Here is a 17773-nt window from a genome sequence, read left to right as displayed (position 1 = left end):
TCCAAGTTTCCGTGCACGTCAAAGTCTAAACCGCACATCCGAGCGTAATTCGGTCACGCAGGTTAGCAAAATCCTTGCAAATCCATCAAAACGGGCTTTTTAAATAGGCCTCCCCTTTGTTTCCTTCAGAAAGCTTGAGGTCATGTCCGCGTATCTGGACCAGGTTCCCGCCGCCAATTCCGCCCTTGTCCTGTTCTCGGGCGGCCAGGATTCGAGTGTCTGCCTGGCCTGGGCGCTCAACACCTATGACCGGGTGGAAACCATCGGCTTTGACTACGGCCAGCGCCACGCCATCGAAATGACCGTCCGCCAGAACCTGCTGATCCGGTTCCGCGACGTCTATCCTTTGGCCAGGGCCCGCCTGGGTGAAGACCATGTCTGCGACCTCAAAGGCTTCGGCGCCGTGGCCGAGTCGTCCCTGACGCGCGAGTCGGCCATCGTCATGACCGAACGCGGCCTGCCGTCGTCGTTTGTGCCGGGGCGCAACCTGGTCTTTTTCGTCTATGCCGCTGCCGTGGCGGACCGCCGCGGCATCGACCACCTGGTCGGCGGCATGTGCGAGACGGATTTCTCCGGCTATCCCGACTGCCGTGCCGACACTTTGAAGGCCATGGAGACGGTGCTGAACCTGGGCGTGGAACGGCCCTTCACGATTGACACGCCGCTGATGTACCTCAACAAGGCCCAGACCTGGGCCCTGTCCCAGGATCTGGGCGGCGAAGCCCTGGTCGACCTGATCGTCGAGGAGTCGCACACCTGCTATATGGGCGAGCGCGGCGAGCGCCATCCGTGGGGCTACGGCTGTGGCGACTGCCCGGCCTGCCAACTGCGCAAAACCGGGTTTGAACACTTTCTGGAAATGAAACAGCACGCTGAACGGTAAAGAGTTTTTGCCACGAACCACACGAACGGCACGAACTTCAGGACGTCCTTGGCATATCTGTTTGGACGTCAATCACGTAAAGTTCGTGCCACAAAATCACGAAAAAATCCCCAGCTACCACCCGCCGCGAAGCGGCCTTGACCGAATGAAGCCGTTTGGCGGTGATGTCCGGACAATCCTAAAGTTCGTGCCGTTCATGTGGTTCGTGGTAAAAAATCCTTTCTCACCCAACCCATAGATTTCAATCGGGATTGGCGCTAAATCCCCATCATGTACAGTTTCAAGGAAATCTTCCTGACCCTTCAGGGCGAAGGCGGCCAGGCCGGGCGGGTCAATGTCTTCGCCCGTTTCGCCGGCTGCAACCTGTGGAGCGGCCGTGAACAGGACCGCGCCACCGCAGCCTGCGACTTCTGCGACACTGACTTTGTCGGCACCGACGGCGAAAACGGCGGCAAGTTCGCCACGCCGGCCGATGTCGTTTCCGCGCTCGATGCCGTCTGGGGCGAAGGCAGGGCGGCCGCAAAGGCGGTGGTCTTCACCGGAGGCGAGCCGTTGTTACAACTCGACGCCGACCTTATCGCTGCCGTTAAGAGTGCGGGTTTCTACATAGCCGTCGAAACCAATGGCACCTTGACAGCGCCCGCAGGTATTGACTGGATATGCGTGTCACCAAAAGGGCAAAATCGCTTGCATCAAACAAGCGGACAGGAATTGAAGCTTGTCTGGCCACAGGAAAATGTCGATCCTTCTGATTTCCTGGAATTGCAATTCGAACGTTTTTACCTTCAGCCCAAGGACAGCCCGCAGCAGGCCGCCAACACCCAGGCGGTGATCGACTATTGCCTGGTGCATCCCCAATGGCGGATGAGCGTCCAGACCCACAAACTGGTGGGCCTGAAGTAGATCTTACGGTTTTGTTTGGGCCATTTCGGCGGCGCTGATGGCGCAGCCGTTTAACGTCTTGCCGTCCAGCTTCACTACGGCCGTCAGCGGATAGACCCGGTCACTCATCCCGTCCGAGCAAGTACCTGCTGTCAGGGTGACGCTTAGCCCGCCGCCCGCCAGCTCCGCCTTGCTGTTGACGATCTTGGTCGTCTCCAGCGGATAAGGCTTGCCGGAAGCTTCGGGAGAGGAATAGGTCATCGTCGCGCCATCCACCTTGACGCTCCAGAAGGGCTCGGTGCCGACAAGGTTCACCGGCTGACTGAGGTCGACCCCGCCGATCACCTTTTTGGGCGCTTCGGGCACCGTGGGGCCTCCAGGTGTCGCCGGTGGCTCGGGCGCAGCCGCGGGTTCGCCGCCGGAGATTTCCGGTTCGCAGGCCGCAAGGCCCAGGGCGAGGAGGGCAATCAGCGCGATGCGCATAGGAGGGCTCCAAAGAAACCAAACGCGGATCCAAAATCCTAGGCTCCGCGTTTGCGTTCGTCCAGACATCCGTTGCAATTTCCGATAGGTGGTGACAGTGCGCCACACTTTCGATCAGGCAGCGTCGAGCAGCACGACCTCGGCGTCTTCGAGCGCGGTGATGGTCAGTTCCGCCTCGTCCTTGATGGCAGCGCCGTCGCGCGTATTCAGTGCGACGCCGTTGACCTCGACCTTGCCCTTCGACACCACCAGATACAGGTACCGCGGGCCGCCGGTCTCGACCGGGCGGTAGGTTTCCGACTGATCCTTCAGAAGGGTGGCCCCCAGCAGCCGCGCCGGCGTCCGGATCGGCAAAGCATCGCCGTCGCCGTCAAAGCCTGAGGCCAGGGTGACGAACTTGCCGGCGCGATCGTCCTTGGGGAAGGGCTTGGCGCCCCAGCTGGGGGCTTCACCGCGTACGCTCGGGATCACCCAGATCTGGAAGATCCTGGTGGTTTCACTTTCCATATTGTACTCCGCGTGGCGGATACCCGTCCCGGCGGACATCACCTGGACGTCGCCAGCCTCGGTCCGGCCTTTGTTGCCAAGCGAGTCTTCGTGGGTAATTGCGCCTTCGCGGACATAGGTGATGATTTCCATATTGTCATGCGGATGGGGCGGAAAACCGGAGTTGGCGGCGATCTCGTCGTCGTTCCACACGCGAATGGAGCCCCAGCCCATCTTGCCGGCGTCATAATAGCTGGCGAAGGAAAAATGGTGTTTGGCGTTCAACCAGCCATGATTAGCGCCGCCCAGCTTGTCGAAAGGTCTCTTGTCGATCATCGTTACATCTCCCTCTGGCGTCGCCGACGCCGCTTAGATGTCGTCCATATAAGTGTAACTTAAACAATTACAATACGCCTACTTGCAAGCCATATCGTCACTGTCTTTCAAGAAACGAAAATTCGACAGGACTATCGGACCGATTTCGTGGGGCCAAAATTCCATCACGCTATGTCCTGGATAGATGGGGCAGGTCGAGGTATATTGCTGATCATAGGCGTTCTTTTCGATCAGAAACATGGTGGCGTCGAGCTTAAGCTTTTGCGTCAGATTCTGGTCCAACTCCATGATCATGCCGGAGTCATCACCGTATTGACCATAAGACACCAAGAGTGTGTTTTCAGGAAGAATGGCCATCCGTTCCCCTGACAGGCCCTCTGGAATTTTCGGCAGGGTCGCATCGGCGGGGTTGTCACTCAGGGAGTCTTCCGTGGCAATGCTGGCGGGAAACTGCGCGGAGAAGGCTTTGACAAATGTCGGAGCTCTCAGCTTATCGCCGTCAACGGCGAACTGGAATGCAAGGGTCTCGCCTGGATAAATCAGGATGTCACCATCTTCGGTGACATAGGGCGACCGGCCGATTGGGACCGTCGTATAATGTTTGTCGTTGATACGGACGGCGACTTCGTAGCCGCCCGTCCGGCAGGCCCGTTCGGCGCACAGGTCGTCTATGGATTTTTGCGGCGGCGTTTCCGCCCGAGCGGCGCCGACAACAGCGGCAAACGCCAGGCCGCTCAGGATCAGAGTTCTGGACAACATGGTATTCCCCCTTGTTCCGGCCAATCTATCGTGGGCCGGCAGGGGAGGCAACCGCCTTGCTTACCAGATAATGTACGGCGTCACATTGTCGACCGTATCGGTCAGGATCAGGACGGTGTTACCGTCGCCCAAGTCGATCAGCACATTGGCGCCGGACTGGGTGACCAGGGCAGGGGCGGCCACTCCGCCTGTATAGGCGCTGATATCGATCCGGTCGCCTTCGGCGCCGTTCATGTCGTTGATCCTGTCCGTCCCGCTGTCCAGTAGAAACACGAAAAGATCCGCACCGCCGCCACCGGTCAGGCTATTGTTGCCGGTATTGCCTTCCAGCCGGTTGTCAAGCCCGTTGCCGGTCGCATTGACGTTATTGGCGTTTAGTAAGGTCAGGTTTTCGACATTGGCGAACAGGGGCTGGGAGTTCCCCCCCATGACCCAGTCGATGCCGCCGTCCGCGTCTTCATTTACGACGTCATAGAGAGAGCCGACGTAATAGACGTCGTCGCCGGTCCCGCCGGTCATAACGTCATGTGCAGCGCCTCCGTCCAGCGTATCGTTGCCGGCGCCGCCGTACAGGAGGTTGTTATAGCCGTTGCCGGTAATCCGATTGTCGAGGTCGTTGCCGAAACCTTCCCGAGAGTCCCCGCGCATACGCAGGTTCTCTACCTGGAGACCAACCAAGGTAAAGCTTCTGGCGCCTGTATGGATCGTATCGTTACCGCCGCCGATGGCTTCAATGACGACATCGTTCTTGTCCAGACCCAGATAATAGGTATCGTCGCCTGCACCGCCCTCAAGGGTGTCATCGCCCGACGATCCATCCAGCTCGTTGTTACCGTTGTTGCCGATCAGCAGATTTTTCGAAGAATTCCCGGTGGCGTCGGTGTTCCCCGCACCGGTCAGCACCAGGACCTCCGCGAACTGGCCGGCCAGGGAAAAGGTGGCGCTCGAAAAGACCCGGTCATAGCCCTGGCCATTGGCTTCCACAACGACGTCGCTGGTGCTGTTGACATAGTAGGTGTCGTCGCCCGGTCCGCCCGACATCGTGTCGATACCCTGCTGTCCGTCCAGGACATTTTTGCCGCTGTTGCCGGTCAGGATATTGGCCAGGGAGTTGCCGGTGGCGTTGATGTGACCGGCGCCTGTCAGGATCAGGTTTTCGACGGCCCGGCCGAACAGCGCGTAGGTGATGCTGGAAATGACGGTATCCGAGCCTTCAAAATGCGCTTCGACGACATTATCGCCGGCATGGTCGACATAGTAGATGTCGTCGCCCAGTCCGCCTTGCAACATGTCGGCGCCGACTCCGCCATCCAGGACGTTGTTGCCGCTGTTGCCGATCAGCACATTATTGAACCCGTTACCGGTCGCGTTGATATGCGACGCTCCGGTCAGGGTCAGGAGCTCGATCTGCCGCCCGGCCAGAGAAAAGCTGATCGACGCCCGGACGGTATCCGTGCCCTGGTTGGTCCATTCAATGATCGTATCCCCGGCGCTGTCAACGACGAAGGTGTCGTTGCCTGAGCTGCCGCCCATGATGTCGTCGCCGGCTCCGCCGTCGATCCAGTCATGGCCGTCGCCACCGAACAGCGTGTCCTGGCCTGCATCGCTGATGAGGATGTCATCGCCGCCCAGGCCCTTGATTTCGTCATTGCCGACGCCACCAGTATAGATGTCGTTGTCGGGCGTACCCGGAAAATAGGCCATAACTGTGCTCCCCAGGCTGTTTACCAGACGATATAGGACAGGACGTCGTTGACCGTGGTGTACTGCACCGAAATGGTATTGCCGCCGCCCAGGTCGATGACGGTGTGTGATCCGACCTGGGACACAATGCCGACATTGGCGATCCCGCCCGTGTAAGCACTGACATCGATCCGGTCGCCTTCAAGGCGGGTAAAGTCCTGGACTGTATCCGATCCGCTGTTGAGACCGAATACGAACAGGTCGGCACCGTCGTTGCCTTCCAGCCTGTCATTACCGGCGCCGCCGTCCAGCCGGTCGTCACCGTCTCCCCCGTACAGGTTGTTGCTGCCGGTATTGCCGTAAAGGGATTCACTGCCTGAACCGCCAGCATAAATACTCAGGTCGTCACTTCCCGTCAGGATCACGGTTTCAAATCCAAAGACATGGCCGTCCTGGTCCTCGCCGACGTCCAGATCAACGGAAACCGAGGAGAAAAGCGTATCGATCCCGCCACCGCCGCTGGCTTCGTCTCTGCCATCGATGATGATGGTGTCGTTGCCATTGCCGCCGAACAGAATATCGAAGCCGCCCCCGCCTTCGAGCAGGTTGTTCCCGGCATTGCCGCTCACCTGATTATCCCCACTGTTACCCATGCCGGTCAGATTGTCCGTACCTTGCAGGTAAAGCCGCTCCACCCCGTCACTCAGAACGAAGGACACCAGGGAAAACACCACATCGATTCCGCTTGTGGTATCTACGACCGTGTCGCCGACGTTCTGGATGTAATAGGTGTCGTGTCCGGCGCCGCCGTTCAGCACATTGATCCCGGCATTGCCGGTCAGCACGTTGGACAAGGCGTTGCCGGTTCCGTCGATAGCGTCGCCGCCGGTCAGGGTCAGGTCTTCGATAAAGTTACCCAGCGTATAGGATCCCGCGGCCTGAACCAGATCCCTGCCATCCTGAGAACTGGTCTCCACGGCGAGGTCTCCATCGCTGTCGACGACATAGGTATCGTTACCTTTGGCGCCAACCATGGTATCGGCGCCGGCCCCGCCATCCAGCAGGTTGGCATTGTTGTTTCCGGTCAGGTAGTTGTTCAGGACGTTGCCCGTGGCATTGAGCGCCGCCGCCGTGTTCTGCAGGGTGAGGTTCTCAACCGCCGCCCCCTCCAGGCTGTAGCTGGTGTCTGCCGAAACCTGGTCCGTACCGCCATTTTCGCTCTCGATGATCTGATCCAGTCCGGACAGGACATAGATGTCATTGCCGTCACCACCGATCAGCGTATCGTTGCCGCCAGAGCCATCCAGGTAGTTGTTCCCCGAGGTACCGGTCAGCACGTTGTCGCGACTGTTACCTTTGGCGCTGTAGGCGCTGCCCGTCAGCGTGATGTTCTCAAAGTGTTGATAGAAAAAGGTCATCTCGAAACTGATCGAAGTCACAATCGTGTCGATACCTTGGTCAGGGTCTTCGTAAAGCAGGTCTCCCGCGTCATCGACGACATAGGTATCGTTCCCCGTACCACCGCGCAGGCTGTCGGCGCCGGCGCCGCCATCCAGCAGGTTGTCGCCCTCATTGCCGACCATCCGGTTGGCAGTCTCATTTCCGGTAAGGTTGAAGTTTCCCGTCGTTACGTTCAGTTGCAGGCCTTCGATATAGGTTCCGGCCAGGCTGTAGGTGGTATTGACAAGAATCGTATCCAGGCCCTGGCCGGCCAGTTCGATCACGACGTCACTGCCTGAGTCGATATAGTAAGTATCGTCACCGAGGCCTCCGGTCATGGAGTCGTCGCCGGCGCCGCCGTTCACCCGGTCGCCGCCGTCGCCGCCGCTAAGCGTGTCGTTACCTTCATCGCCGTAGAGCGAGTCATTGCCACCCTGGCCGAGCAGTTCGTCATGTCCCCCCAGGCCGTCGAACCGGTTATGGGCATTGTTCCCGTCAAGGCGGTTATTGAAACCGTTACCGACCACAGAAATCTGGCCGTTACCCATAATCGTCACAGCCTCTATCTCGCTGTCCGCAGCCAGCGCGAAGTCGGTACGGTCGTAGCTTTGCAGCACAATAGAATCATAGCCGCCGCCCGTGGCTTCGATCACGACATCCAGGCTGTTGACGAAATAGGTATCGTCACCCAGTCCTCCGATCATGGTATCGAGGCCGCCACCGCCATCCAGCCGGTTGTTACCGCTATTGCCGTTTACGGTATTGGCAGCGATGTTGCCCGTCGCATCCAAGTTGCCGGAGCCCGTCAGGGTCAGGGTTTCCACCCGGGCTGTATCCGCGAGGACGTAGCTGGCGCTGGCCAGGGCGAGGTCGGTGCCGCCGCCTATGGCTTCGACGATCGCATCTGCGGCCGAGTCGATATAATAGGTGTCGTTGCCGGTGCCGCCTGTCAGGGTGTCGTTGCCAGTCAGCCCGTTCAGCGTATTCGCGGCGCCGGTGCCGGTCAGGGCGTTATCAAGGCTGTTGCCGGTGGCGGTGAGGGCGCTGCCCGTCAGGACCAGGTCCTCGAGATTTTCGCCCAGAACATAGGACAGGCCCGTGGTCACCTGGTCGCGCCCCTGGTCAGCCTGTTCCACAAGCGTGTCGTTGAGGCCGTCGACCGTGTAGCTGTCGTTACCCGCACCACCAGCCAGGCTATCCGAACCGGCGCCGCCAATCAGGACATCGTGGCCGTCGCCACCGGACAGGACATCGTTTCCGTCACCGCCGTCAAGGCTGTCCTGGCCCGCCAGGCCGTCCAGGCTGTCGTTCCCTGTGCTGCCATCCAGCCCGTTGTTGCCAGCGTTGCCGGTGAGGGTATTGGCCAGCGAATTTCCGCTGCCGTTGATATTCTCTGACCCGGTCAGGACCAGGACTTCGACGGCGCGGCCGAACATCGAATAGGTGATGCTGCTGCGGACGGTGTCGGTACCTTCGAGATGGTTTTCGACGACGCGGTCGCCAGGGGCGTCGACGACATAGGTGTCGTCCCCCAGGCCGCCGGTCAGGACGTCGTTGCCGCCGGCGCCGTCCAGCAAGTTGTTACCTCCATTGCCGATGAGGCTATTGTTCAGGGAATTGCCGGTGGCCTCGATATTGGCTGATCCGGTCATCGCCAGGATTTCGACGGCCCGGCCAAACAGCGAATAGGTGACACTGGTGCGGACGGTGTCTGTGCCTTCGAGATGGTTTTCGAGAATGCGGTCGCCGACGGCGTCGACAATGTAGGTATCGTCCCCCAACCCGCCAGTCATCACGTCACCGCCGGTACCACCGTCGAGCAGATTATTGCCGCTGTTTCCCGTCAGCGCATTGTTGAGCCCGTTCCCGGTGGCGTTGCTATTGGCCGTTCCGGTAAGGATAAGGTTTTCGACCTGCGTTCCGACCACGGACCAGGTGACCCCGGCATGGGCTGTATCGATACCGGCATTGACACTTTCCTGGGCGATATCGCCGGCGGCATCGATGATATAGGTATCATCCCCGGCGCCGCCCGCCATGGTGTCTGCACCGGCCCCGCCGTCCAGCCGGTTGCCGGCGGAGTTGCCAATCATTACATCGGTATGGGCGGAGCCGATGACGTGCTCAACCTGGCTAAGGACATCGATGCCGCCGCCGCCGGTATTCTGGGCCACAGTGACCCTCAGGTCGACAGTCGTGGCGCCACCGGCGCTGGCATAGCTGACCGTATCCAGTCCGGCCCCGCCGGTCAGGGTATCGTTGCCGGCGCCGCCATTCAACTGGTCGTTGCCGTCCTCGCCCTCCAGGCGGTCGTTGCCGGCCCCCCCCGTCAGACTGTCGGCGCCGGCGCCGCCGAAGAAGCGATCGGCCGCGGTGCCCCCCAGGAAGGTGTCATTACCGCTGCCCCCGCGAATTTCAGCCAGCTCGACCCTGGCGATCGATGTGCCGTCGGCCAGCACAGTCCCGCCCGGCGTCACCATCAGCGCCATGTCGACCATCAGCGCGGTGGCCGAGGTCGTGCGGTCCAGCACCAGGCTGTCCGTACCGTCGCCGCCTTCGATCGAGTCGGCGCCACCGCGGCTGAACAGGATATCGTCGCCCGTTCCGCCCAAAAGCGTGTCGTTGGCCAGGTCGCCGAGGTCGCCATCGGTCAGGATATCATTCGCGCCGCCGCCGGACAGCCAGTCACCGTTGGCGCCGCCATTCAGGACATCGGCGCCGGTGCCGCCGGTCAGGCTGTCGAACCCGTCGCCGCCGCTCAGCGTGCCGCCATCGCTGTCGCTAAGGCTGTCGTCGCCGAAGCCACCTTCCAGGGTATCGGACCCGACGCCTCCGGACAGAGTGTCGTTGCCCCATTCGCCGCTGAGGCTGTCATTGCCGTCATCGCCGGTGATGACATCGTCGCCGACCCCGCCGGCCAGGGTATCATGGCCACCATTGCCGTTCGCCGTGTCGTTGTCGCTGGTGCCAGCGAAGGTGTCGTTACCCGGTGTGCCTGAATACAGCATGAGCGTTTCTCCATCCGCGTTTTCAACAGTATGGAACGGTAATCTGCTGCTGACAACGACGGATGGTTAATTCCCGATTTCGTGAATACCGCCGCCGGTCTGGCCGCGATGGCGCAAAAAGGCGTCCAGCAGCACACAGCTCATCATGGCTTCGGCGACCGGCACGGCGCGAATGCCGACGCACGGGTCGTGGCGGCCCTTGGTCATCAGTTCGACCTCCTGACCAGCTTCATCGACACTTTCTCGGCGGGTCAATATTGATGAGGTCGGCTTCAGCGCCATGCGCGCCACCACGGGCTGGCCGGTCGAGATGCCACCCAGGACGCCGCCGGCATGGTTTGACTTGAACACCAGCTGGCCGTCGGTCATGCGCATTTCGTCGGCATTGTCTTCGCCAGAGAGCACGGCTGAGCCGAAGCCGTCGCCGATTTCGACGCCTTTGACAGCGTTGATCGTCATCAGGGCGGCGGCCAGTTCGGAGTCGAGCTTGGCATAAAGTGGCGCCCCCCAGCCGGCCGGGACCCCATCGGCGACGACTTCGACGACGGCACCAATGCTGGAGCCAGCCTTGCGGATGCCGTCGAGATAGTCTTCCCAGGCGGGGACCGAAGCGGCGTCCGGCGAAAAGAAAGGGTTTTCAGCGGTCTGGGCCCAGTCCCAGTTGGCGCGGTCAACCTTATAGACGCCGAGTTGCACCAGGGCGGCGCGGACCTGGATGCCGCCCACCAGGGTTTGCAGCACCTTCAGCGCCACGGCGCCGGCGGCAACCCGGGTGGCCGTTTCCCGGGCAGAGGACCTGCCGCCGCCGCGGTAGTCGCGTACGCCGTACTTGGCAAAGTAGGTATAGTCGGCGTGCCCCGGACGGAACTGACGGGCGATGTCGCCATAGTCCTTGGAGCGCTGGTCGGTGTTTTCGATCAATATTGAGATCGGGGTGCCGGTGGTGACGCCTTCGAAGACGCCGGACAGAATCCTGGCTTCATCAGCTTCGCGGCGCTGGGTGACGAAGCGCGAGCCGCCGGGTTTGCGCCGGTCCATGGCCCACTGGATGTCGTCTTCGGTCAGGGGAATGCCCGGCGGGCAGCCATCGATCACGCAGCCCAGCGCCGGGCCGTGGCTTTCGCCCCACGTGGTGACTCGAAACAGATGGCCGAAAGTATTGTGCGACATGACTTTCCGTCTGTAATTCCAAGGCGCGTCTACCTGCGCCTTGGCAAGGGCGACCGCCCGTCCGAGCTTATGCGAGGAGCCATGCGGCGCTTGAGCTGAAAAATTGCTCTGGCTTTAGCGGCATTCACCTGTGGCCGCAATTTTTTTAGTTCGTCTATTGGCGCAAAGGGGGGCATAGCTGCGGACTGGTTACGTGAGAAATTATTATGTTGAAGGCGCTGGGCCTTATACCTTTCTGGCTGCGGACTGTGATCGCCTTTGCCGCCGGCGTTGTTGTCGCCTTGATTTGGGGTGAGGCGGCCTTGCCGGTTTTGAACCCGATCGGCGATACCTTTGTCCGGGCGATCAAGATGCTGGTGGTGCCCCTGGTGTTTTTCACCATTGCGGCGTCGGTGGCGCGGCTGGGCCAGGGCGAGGATGCGGCCGGCGGGGGCAGGGCGGTTCGCCTGGGCCTTTATACGATAATGTGGTTCATGATTACCTCCGTGATCGCGGTATCGATCGGCCTGGCCATCGGCTGGTACTTCCAGCCGGGGGCTGGCTTGTCGGGCCTGCCCCTGGCCAACGTGACGCCGAAGGTCATCCCTCCGCCGGTGGACGTGATTACGGGGATCGTGCCATCGAACATCTTCAAGAGTTTCGCCGAAGGCCAGGTGCTCAGCGTCGTTTTCTTTGCAATCCTGGTGGGCGCGGCGATTGGTGCTTTGGGGAATAAATCCAGGGAGCTGGGCGTAATCGTTGAGCAGGGCTCCCAGGTCATGTTCCGGCTGACGCGATGGATCATCCAATTGACACCCATCGGCGTGTTCGGTCTGATCGGTTCAGTGGTGGCCTCCTATGGTCTGGACGCCTTGAAGCCCTTGGTGCCCTATATCGGCCTGGTGTATCTCGGCTGTTTTGTGTTGCTGCTGGGGGTTTATCCGGCCCTGCTGAAGCTGCATGGGTTGCGGGTGGTCGGGTTCTACAAGAGCATTTTTACGGCCCAGCAGACGGCCTTTTTTACGTGCTCTTCGATCGGCACGCTGCCGGTGTCGCTTCAGGCGGCCATTGAAAACCTGAAGCTGCAGAAGGGCTATGCCGGATTTGCCCTGCCGCTGGGCGCCAATATGAAGGCGGATGGGTGCGGGGCGATCTATCCGGCGATTTCAGCGGTGTTTATCGCCAACTATTTCGGCATCGATCTGACCGTTCAGCACTATATTCTGATCGCCCTGGCCAGCGTACTGGGCTCACTGGCGACGGCTGGGGTGCCGGGCGTAGCGACGGTCATGCTGACGGTGACTCTGTCGACGGCCGGATTGCCGCTGGAAGGGATTGCGCTGCTGGCGGCGATCGACCGGATTCTGGACATGATACGCACGGCGACCAATGTGACGAGTCAACTGTTGTGTGCGACCTTGGTCAGTCGCGAAAATGGACTGATCGAATCGGAATCGCCCTTGCTGGCGCGGACCAAATAACGGGGTGTGGGGCCCGTGGCCCCACGTCTTCCAGATATCTTCCTGCCGTTCGCCCGCCTTTGGGGGCGAACGGCAGGAAGATATTCAAGAATGCGGGGTCGCGGACCCCGCACCCCGTTATGGGGTCAGCGGCAACATCTGTCGCCCGTCGTCACCAAAATTCTCCGGCCTCAGCCATGCCTCCAGCCGTTCCCGCACCTGCGGCCATTCCTCGACAATCACCGAATACCACGCCGTATCTCGCCGACGGCCCTTGGTCACGACAGCATTGCGAAAGACGCCTTCAAAACCGAACCCCAGCCGTTCGGCCGCCCGCTTGGACGGGGCGTTCAACTGATCGCATTTCCATTCATAACGTCGGTAGCCGCCGTCGAAGGCATGGCGCATCATCAGATACATGGCCTCCGTCGCCGCCGTCGTCCGCTGCAACAACGGCGAAAACGTCAGCCCGCCGATCTCGACGGATCCGTTCGGCATATCATAGCGCATATAGCTGGCCAGGCCGACCGGCCCGTCGCCGGTGACGACGACAAAGGTCTGAAAGCCACGCTGGTCGCTGTGCAAACGCACGACCTCATCGATTTCACCAGCCGACCCGAACGGTCCCCAGGGGAGATAGCTGAACAGCCCGCCGTTCCCGCGGGCAAAAGCCCGGAACAACCCCTCGGCATGCCCCGTCGCATAGGGCTCTACGCGGCAACAACGGCCCTCCAGAACGACATCCACCAAACGCGCGCATCCGGTCCAATCCGCAATCGCCTTGCCGACAGGATTGCCGAAACTATCTTCCCGAATGCCCAGGGAGGGACTGAAGATGTCTGCGCTCACGACGCCCATTTCAGTCGGAACTCGCTCAGGGCCTCTTTGTAGGAAGGTACCCGGTTCATCATCGCTTCCAGCCGCACATGCAGATTGCCGGCCGCAGACTTGTCGGTCGCTGGCAATCCCAGCCCAGGCAAGCAAAGGCTCGACCCACGCGGGGCATCCTTTTCGATCGCCACGTCTCGCGGTCCATGCGGGGTTTCGATTCGCGCAAGTCCGCCGATGGCGAAGATCCGCGCCTCGACATAGGCCGTCATCCACAGATCGCCGCCCCACACCCGAATCCCGTCGGGTGCCTCGATATGCACCCGGAAGACCTGCTCGGCGCGTACCCCTTCGGTCGGCACCCGCAACAGATCGCCGTTGCGTAGTCCCGCCGGCAAGGGCACCCTCAGGGTCTTCATCTGGGTCAGCGAGGTCAGCGCCTCATGCGCCGCCGAAACTTCGAGTGCCGGCACGTCCTTCAAGGTCTCGCCGCCGTCAATCGCCTGGGCCAGGCTGATGTCCAGACGGATCGGATCGTCAACCCGCGGCCCGAAATTGGTTAGCAGTTCTGTATGTTCGTGCGCCGACTTGCTGTCCGACATCAGCAACTCACGTGCCAGGATCAGCCGCCGCAGCAGGGCGTCGGTGCCGCCGTGAATATCGGGATGAGCGGCCTTCAACCGCGTCCGGAAAGCGGTGCGGACATCGTCGTCGCTGACCTCGCCGGCCAGGCCCAGCGCGACCAGCGCTTCAGCGCGTGTGGTCGGTTCCTCGACGGTTGCAACAGCGGGCTTGGGTTGTTTCTTCGCTCGGGCCATGACGCTCTCTTGAGGCTACGGCCGTGTTATGCGGCAAAAAGTCTTAATGTGCCGTTAGCCATGTTTTTTAACTGCGAACCCCCGCAGTAGCCGCTATAGGGCAGGGCAGGAGAACCACCATGTCGTCACCCCTGATCCCCGCTTCGCCGTCCGAGTCCGACTACGCTGACGCTCATGCCGCCCACGGCGCCGAGATCGACGTCGCCGAGCCCTTTGTCCTGTTCGCCGACTGGCTGAAGGACGCCCGCGCCAAGGAGCCGAATGACCCGAACGGCATGGCTGTAGCGACCGTCGACGACGACGGCCTGCCGGATGTGCGCATGGTGCTGCTCAAGGACTTCGACGACCAGGGCTTCGTCTTCTATACCAATACCCAAAGCGCCAAGGGGCAGCACCTGACCGCCAATCCAAAGGCGGCGCTGCTGTTCCACTGGAAGTCCCTGCGCCGTCAGGTTCGCATCCGCGGCGATGTCACACGCGTCACGGACGCAGAGGCCGACCTGTATTTCGCGTCGCGCGCCCGTCAAAGCCAGATCGGCGCCTGGGCGTCGGACCAGTCGCAGCCGCTGCCCGATCGCTTTGCTTTGGAAAAGCGCGTGGCGGAATACGGCCTGAAGTTCGGTCTGGGCAAGATCGAGCGCCCCCCGCACTGGACGGGTTTCCGTGTGGAACCCAGTGCGATGGAATTCTGGCGCGACCGCCCGTTCCGCCTGCACGACCGCGTCCAGTTCACCCGCACCGCTACCGGCTGGACCCGCGAGAAGCTGTATCCGTAATCGTCAAGGCGATCGCATACCTTCTGCGCTGCATCCGGCGCGAAAAATGTTTCGTTGATCTTGCCTTGAGCCCTGGAACGGGGTTTTTGGTGGAATCAAAATCCTATTCCAAAAAACAGAGCATCCATCTTGCCGCACGAGACGCAAAAGAGCGGGGGCACGGGAGGGGACATTCCGCCTTCCTTGACCACGCCGCCCTTTGCCGTCAAGCGCCTCTGTTGCCAATCCGGCAAAAACGTCCTACCCGAAAACCATGTCGCTCAGCCAAGTCCTCTACCACCTGAAAGAAGGCGCCGACCAGGTCATTGAAACCTCGTGCGCCGTCGTCATCCTTAAAGGTACCAAGGCCTACAAGGTCAAGAAGTCGGTCGATTACGGCTTTCTCGACTTTACCTCTCCGGAAAAGCGCCGCTCGGCCCTGCTGCGCGAACTGCGCTACAATCAGCGCATGGCTGCCGACATCTATCTCGGCGTCGAGGAAATCGCCGGCGAAAGCGTCCTGGTCATGCGCCGCTTCGACAACAGCGGCGTCCTGGGCGAGCAAAGTTCGAACGACCCGGCCTGGACGCCCGATCTCGACCTGATGCACAATCTGGGCCGCATGGTCGGCCGGTTTCATGCCGGCTCGGAGATCTGCCGCGACCCCCAGCACGACAACAATGTCAAATACGTCATCGATTCCAATCAGCGCAATATCGAGGTCTTCCGGACGCAACTCGGTGCCGGGGCTGTCGACGCCTATAATGCCGCCATTTATGCTGCCTACGAAGCCGTCGAGCCCGACGTTCTGAAACGCTTTGCCGACGGTCATGTCCGCCACTGCCATGGCGACCTGCACCTGGGCAATATTCTGGTCGAGAATGGCCTGCCGGTCCTGTTCGACTGTATCGAGTTCAATGAACGCCTCAGCCAGATCGACGTGCTCTATGATCTGGGCTTTCTGTTGATGGACCTGTGGGTGAGGGGCCATGGCGATGCTGCCTCGCGCGTGCTCAATGTCTATCTCGAACAGGCTGCACGCCTTGAGGACGACGTCCACAGCGTCTATGCCGGCCTGAAACTGCTGCCGCTGTACCTGTCCGTGCGCGCCGGTGTACGTTGTCACGTCAATGCCAACTATGGCGGCGAGGGCAACTACGCAATGGACAAGGCGCGCATCTACCTTGAAGCGGCTCACCGTTTCCTTGAGATAGCGCCGCCGACCTTCACCGCCGTTGGCGGCCTGTCCGGCTCGGGCAAGTCGACGAAGTCGCGCCAGATCGCCCCGGCCAGCGGCCGCCCGCCCGGCGCCGTCATCCTGCGCAGCGATGAGATCCGCAAACGCCTTTGGGCCTGTCCGGAATACGAAGCCCTGCCGCACGAAGCCTACACGCCCGACGAGACTGACCGGGTCTATGGTGAGATGTTCACCCTGGCGCAAACCGTCGCCGCTACGGGCCAGTCTCTGATTCTGGATGCCACCTTCCGCGAAGCCGCCTGGCGCGACAAGGCTCAGGCGCTCGCCGATCAAGCGCACGTGCCATTTCGCGGAGTTTGGCTGGATGTGCCGGCCGCCGATCGCGCCGCCCGGGTCGCCCAGAGGACAAAGGATGTCTCCGACGCCACGCCCCAGATCGCCGAGCGCCAGCAAACCGTTGATCTGGCAACGCTTTCATGGCATATTGAGCCTTAACCACGTCGTAATTGCGCCCCAATCCGGGCGTTAGGCTATGGCGTACGAGATAGGACTGGCCGCGATCTTTGGAACGGCTTCTCGCAAGCCTGCACTCTAAACGGTTTAGGGTTCAAAAAATATTCGCTTTTTGAAGGTAAAGCGGTGACGCAGCCCGCAAGCGGGCTAATCTAGGCCAATCCGTTTCAACTGATACAACAACAGGGAAAGCCCGCGCGTGACGGAAGATTTGCCGACATCCGGCCACAAGCAGACCAATAAGAAGAAGGGGCTTTCTTTCGCCCACTTCGCGTTCATGGTGTCCCTGGTCACGCCGCTTTTCCTGCTGGGCGTCATGATGGCGTCTAACCTTGGCTATATCAGTCACGACCTCGGCTTCAAGACACTGACCCTGAACCTGGCCCCCAAGATGGCCATGGGGGCCATGGTGGTTTCGGGGCTGTCCCTGCTGATTTCCCTGTTCATGGCGCCCGGCCGTTGCGGGCCGTGGGCTTTGGCGGCTGTTGTCTTGACCGGTTCGCTCCTGGGCGGCTTCTGGTGGTACCAAAAGGCGTTGAAGGCAAACCCGCCGATCGGCGATGTCGCCACCAACTGGGAACGCCCGGTGTCGCTTTCGGGCAAGCTGATTGAGGCACGCGGGGCGGACGCCCGCCCCGTCGAAGACGTACCGCGGGTGCCGCGCAACGAATCGATGGACTGGGGTGGCAAGACCATCCCCGAGATCAACGCCCTGGCCTGCCCGCGGGCGCGTACCATCACCAAAAAGGAAGGCGTGACGTCGCAGAAGGTCGTCGCCATGCTGAAAGCCAACGACTATGTCGTATTTGGTTCTGCTGACTGGCGGGTCGAAGCGACCTATCAGGATCCCTTCTACGGCTTCAAATCCGATGTCGTGATTCGGCTGGATCCGAACGGCATCGATATCCGCAGTGTCGGCCGCTACCCCATGCCCGACCTGGGCAGCAACTGCCGCCGCGTCATCGACCTGATCCACAAGATCGAAGCGCTTTAAGCCGCCTGTCGGCGCACCGACGCCGTCTGACGTTGTCATTTGACGGTAGTTTTTTTCTGTCGCCCACGGCGTGGGCGGCCTGAGGCCCGGGCTGGCTT

At 61.0% G+C, this 17773-nt stretch carries 14 protein-coding genes; 6 read left to right on the top strand and 8 right to left on the bottom strand.

Annotation, left to right across the window (positions count from 1 at the left end; genetic code table 11):
- The first annotated feature begins 142 nt into the window (after positions 1-142).
- Both queC and queE read left to right on the top strand, forming a co-directional pair.
- Positions 143-883 carry a 7-cyano-7-deazaguanine synthase QueC gene (queC, locus tag ABAC402_RS34240; protein WP_023450366.1) on the top strand — a complete coding sequence of 247 codons (741 nt, stop codon included), beginning with the start codon at positions 143-145 and terminating at the stop codon, positions 881-883.
- Positions 884-1150: 267 nt separating this feature from the next.
- A complete protein-coding gene (gene queE, locus ABAC402_RS34235; protein ID WP_031235789.1) occupies positions 1151-1786 on the top strand; it encodes a 7-carboxy-7-deazaguanine synthase in 636 nt (211 codons plus the stop codon).
- A gap of 3 nt (positions 1787-1789) precedes the next feature.
- Here the strand turns inward: queE and ABAC402_RS34230 are convergent, their stop codons facing one another.
- From ABAC402_RS34230 to aroC, 6 genes are all read right to left on the bottom strand, one after another.
- Positions 1790-2248 carry a COG3650 family protein gene (locus ABAC402_RS34230; protein ID WP_023450364.1) on the bottom strand — a complete coding sequence of 153 codons (459 nt, stop codon included), beginning with the start codon at positions 2246-2248 and terminating at the stop codon, positions 1790-1792.
- Between the two features lie 114 nt (positions 2249-2362).
- Positions 2363-3070, bottom strand: coding sequence for a pirin family protein (locus ABAC402_RS34225; protein WP_023450363.1), 708 nt, complete (start codon positions 3068-3070; stop codon positions 2363-2365).
- Between the two features lie 78 nt (positions 3071-3148).
- Positions 3149-3829 (bottom strand): hypothetical protein, encoded by a 681-nt coding sequence (locus ABAC402_RS34220; protein WP_023450362.1) that lies wholly within the window; start codon positions 3827-3829, stop codon positions 3149-3151.
- 60 nt (positions 3830-3889) lie between these two features.
- Entirely contained in the window at positions 3890-5533 is a 1644-nt protein-coding gene (locus tag ABAC402_RS34215) for a calcium-binding protein (RefSeq protein WP_023450361.1), read from the bottom strand.
- A 20-nt stretch (positions 5534-5553) separates the two neighbouring features.
- Positions 5554-9960 carry a calcium-binding protein gene (locus tag ABAC402_RS39345; protein ID WP_023450360.1) on the bottom strand — a complete coding sequence of 1469 codons (4407 nt, stop codon included), beginning with the start codon at positions 9958-9960 and terminating at the stop codon, positions 5554-5556.
- Between the two features lie 66 nt (positions 9961-10026).
- Positions 10027-11130 carry a chorismate synthase gene (gene aroC, locus ABAC402_RS34205; RefSeq protein WP_023450359.1) on the bottom strand — a complete coding sequence of 368 codons (1104 nt, stop codon included), beginning with the start codon at positions 11128-11130 and terminating at the stop codon, positions 10027-10029.
- 206 nt (positions 11131-11336) lie between these two features.
- On the opposite strand from aroC, the gene ABAC402_RS34200 reads away from it, so the two are divergent.
- The gene (locus ABAC402_RS34200; RefSeq protein WP_023450358.1) at positions 11337-12590 is read left to right on the top strand and encodes a dicarboxylate/amino acid:cation symporter; all 1254 of its coding nucleotides are present in this window, start codon (positions 11337-11339) and stop codon (positions 12588-12590) included.
- Positions 12591-12707: 117 nt separating this feature from the next.
- On the opposite strand, the gene ABAC402_RS34195 is transcribed toward ABAC402_RS34200, so the two are convergent.
- Entirely contained in the window at positions 12708-13427 is a 720-nt protein-coding gene (locus ABAC402_RS34195) for a GNAT family N-acetyltransferase (protein ID WP_023450357.1), read from the bottom strand.
- Positions 13415-14215 (bottom strand): DnaJ C-terminal domain-containing protein, encoded by an 801-nt coding sequence (locus ABAC402_RS34190; RefSeq protein ID WP_023450356.1) that lies wholly within the window; start codon positions 14213-14215, stop codon positions 13415-13417. Before ABAC402_RS34190 ends, ABAC402_RS34195 begins: the two co-directional genes overlap by 13 nt.
- A gap of 119 nt (positions 14216-14334) precedes the next feature.
- Here ABAC402_RS34190 and pdxH point away from each other — a divergent pair, with 119 nt between their 5' ends.
- The 3 genes from pdxH (at position 14335) to ABAC402_RS34175 (ending at position 17675) form a co-directional block, all read left to right on the top strand.
- A complete protein-coding gene (pdxH, locus tag ABAC402_RS34185; RefSeq protein ID WP_023450355.1) occupies positions 14335-14991 on the top strand; it encodes a pyridoxamine 5'-phosphate oxidase in 657 nt (218 codons plus the stop codon).
- 253 nt (positions 14992-15244) lie between these two features.
- Entirely contained in the window at positions 15245-16663 is a 1419-nt protein-coding gene (locus ABAC402_RS34180) for a bifunctional aminoglycoside phosphotransferase/ATP-binding protein (RefSeq protein WP_023450354.1), read from the top strand.
- Positions 16664-16880: 217 nt separating this feature from the next.
- A complete protein-coding gene (locus ABAC402_RS34175; protein WP_023450353.1) occupies positions 16881-17675 on the top strand; it encodes a DUF1499 domain-containing protein in 795 nt (264 codons plus the stop codon).
- Positions 17676-17773: the final 98 nt, after the last annotated feature.

The organism is Asticcacaulis sp. AC402, from assembly GCF_000495835.1.
Lineage (GTDB): Bacteria > Pseudomonadota > Alphaproteobacteria > Caulobacterales > Caulobacteraceae > Asticcacaulis.
This window is presented reverse-complemented; position numbering and strand designations above follow the sequence as displayed.

Bases quoted from the DNA above. Each gene is read 5' to 3' on its own strand.
- pdxH (WP_023450355.1), top strand. From the start codon at position 14,335: ATGTCGTCACCCCTGATCCCCGCTTCGCCGTCCGAGTCCGACTACGCT.
- ABAC402_RS34220 (WP_023450362.1), bottom strand. From the start codon at position 3,829: ATGTTGTCCAGAACTCTGATCCTGAGCGGCCTGGCGTTTGCCGCTGTT.
- ABAC402_RS34230 (WP_023450364.1), bottom strand. From the start codon at position 2,248: ATGCGCATCGCGCTGATTGCCCTCCTCGCCCTGGGCCTTGCGGCCTGC.
- ABAC402_RS34190 (WP_023450356.1), bottom strand. From the start codon at position 14,215: ATGGCCCGAGCGAAGAAACAACCCAAGCCCGCTGTTGCAACCGTCGAG.
- aroC (WP_023450359.1), bottom strand. From the start codon at position 11,130: ATGTCGCACAATACTTTCGGCCATCTGTTTCGAGTCACCACGTGGGGC.
- queC (WP_023450366.1), top strand. From the start codon at position 143: ATGTCCGCGTATCTGGACCAGGTTCCCGCCGCCAATTCCGCCCTTGTC.
- ABAC402_RS39345 (WP_023450360.1), bottom strand. From the start codon at position 9,960: ATGCTGTATTCAGGCACACCGGGTAACGACACCTTCGCTGGCACCAGC.
- ABAC402_RS34225 (WP_023450363.1), bottom strand. From the start codon at position 3,070: ATGATCGACAAGAGACCTTTCGACAAGCTGGGCGGCGCTAATCATGGC.
- ABAC402_RS34215 (WP_023450361.1), bottom strand. From the start codon at position 5,533: ATGGCCTATTTTCCGGGTACGCCCGACAACGACATCTATACTGGTGGC.
- ABAC402_RS34195 (WP_023450357.1), bottom strand. From the start codon at position 13,427: ATGGGCGTCGTGAGCGCAGACATCTTCAGTCCCTCCCTGGGCATTCGG.
- ABAC402_RS34200 (WP_023450358.1), top strand. From the start codon at position 11,337: ATGTTGAAGGCGCTGGGCCTTATACCTTTCTGGCTGCGGACTGTGATC.
- ABAC402_RS34180 (WP_023450354.1), top strand. From the start codon at position 15,245: ATGTCGCTCAGCCAAGTCCTCTACCACCTGAAAGAAGGCGCCGACCAG.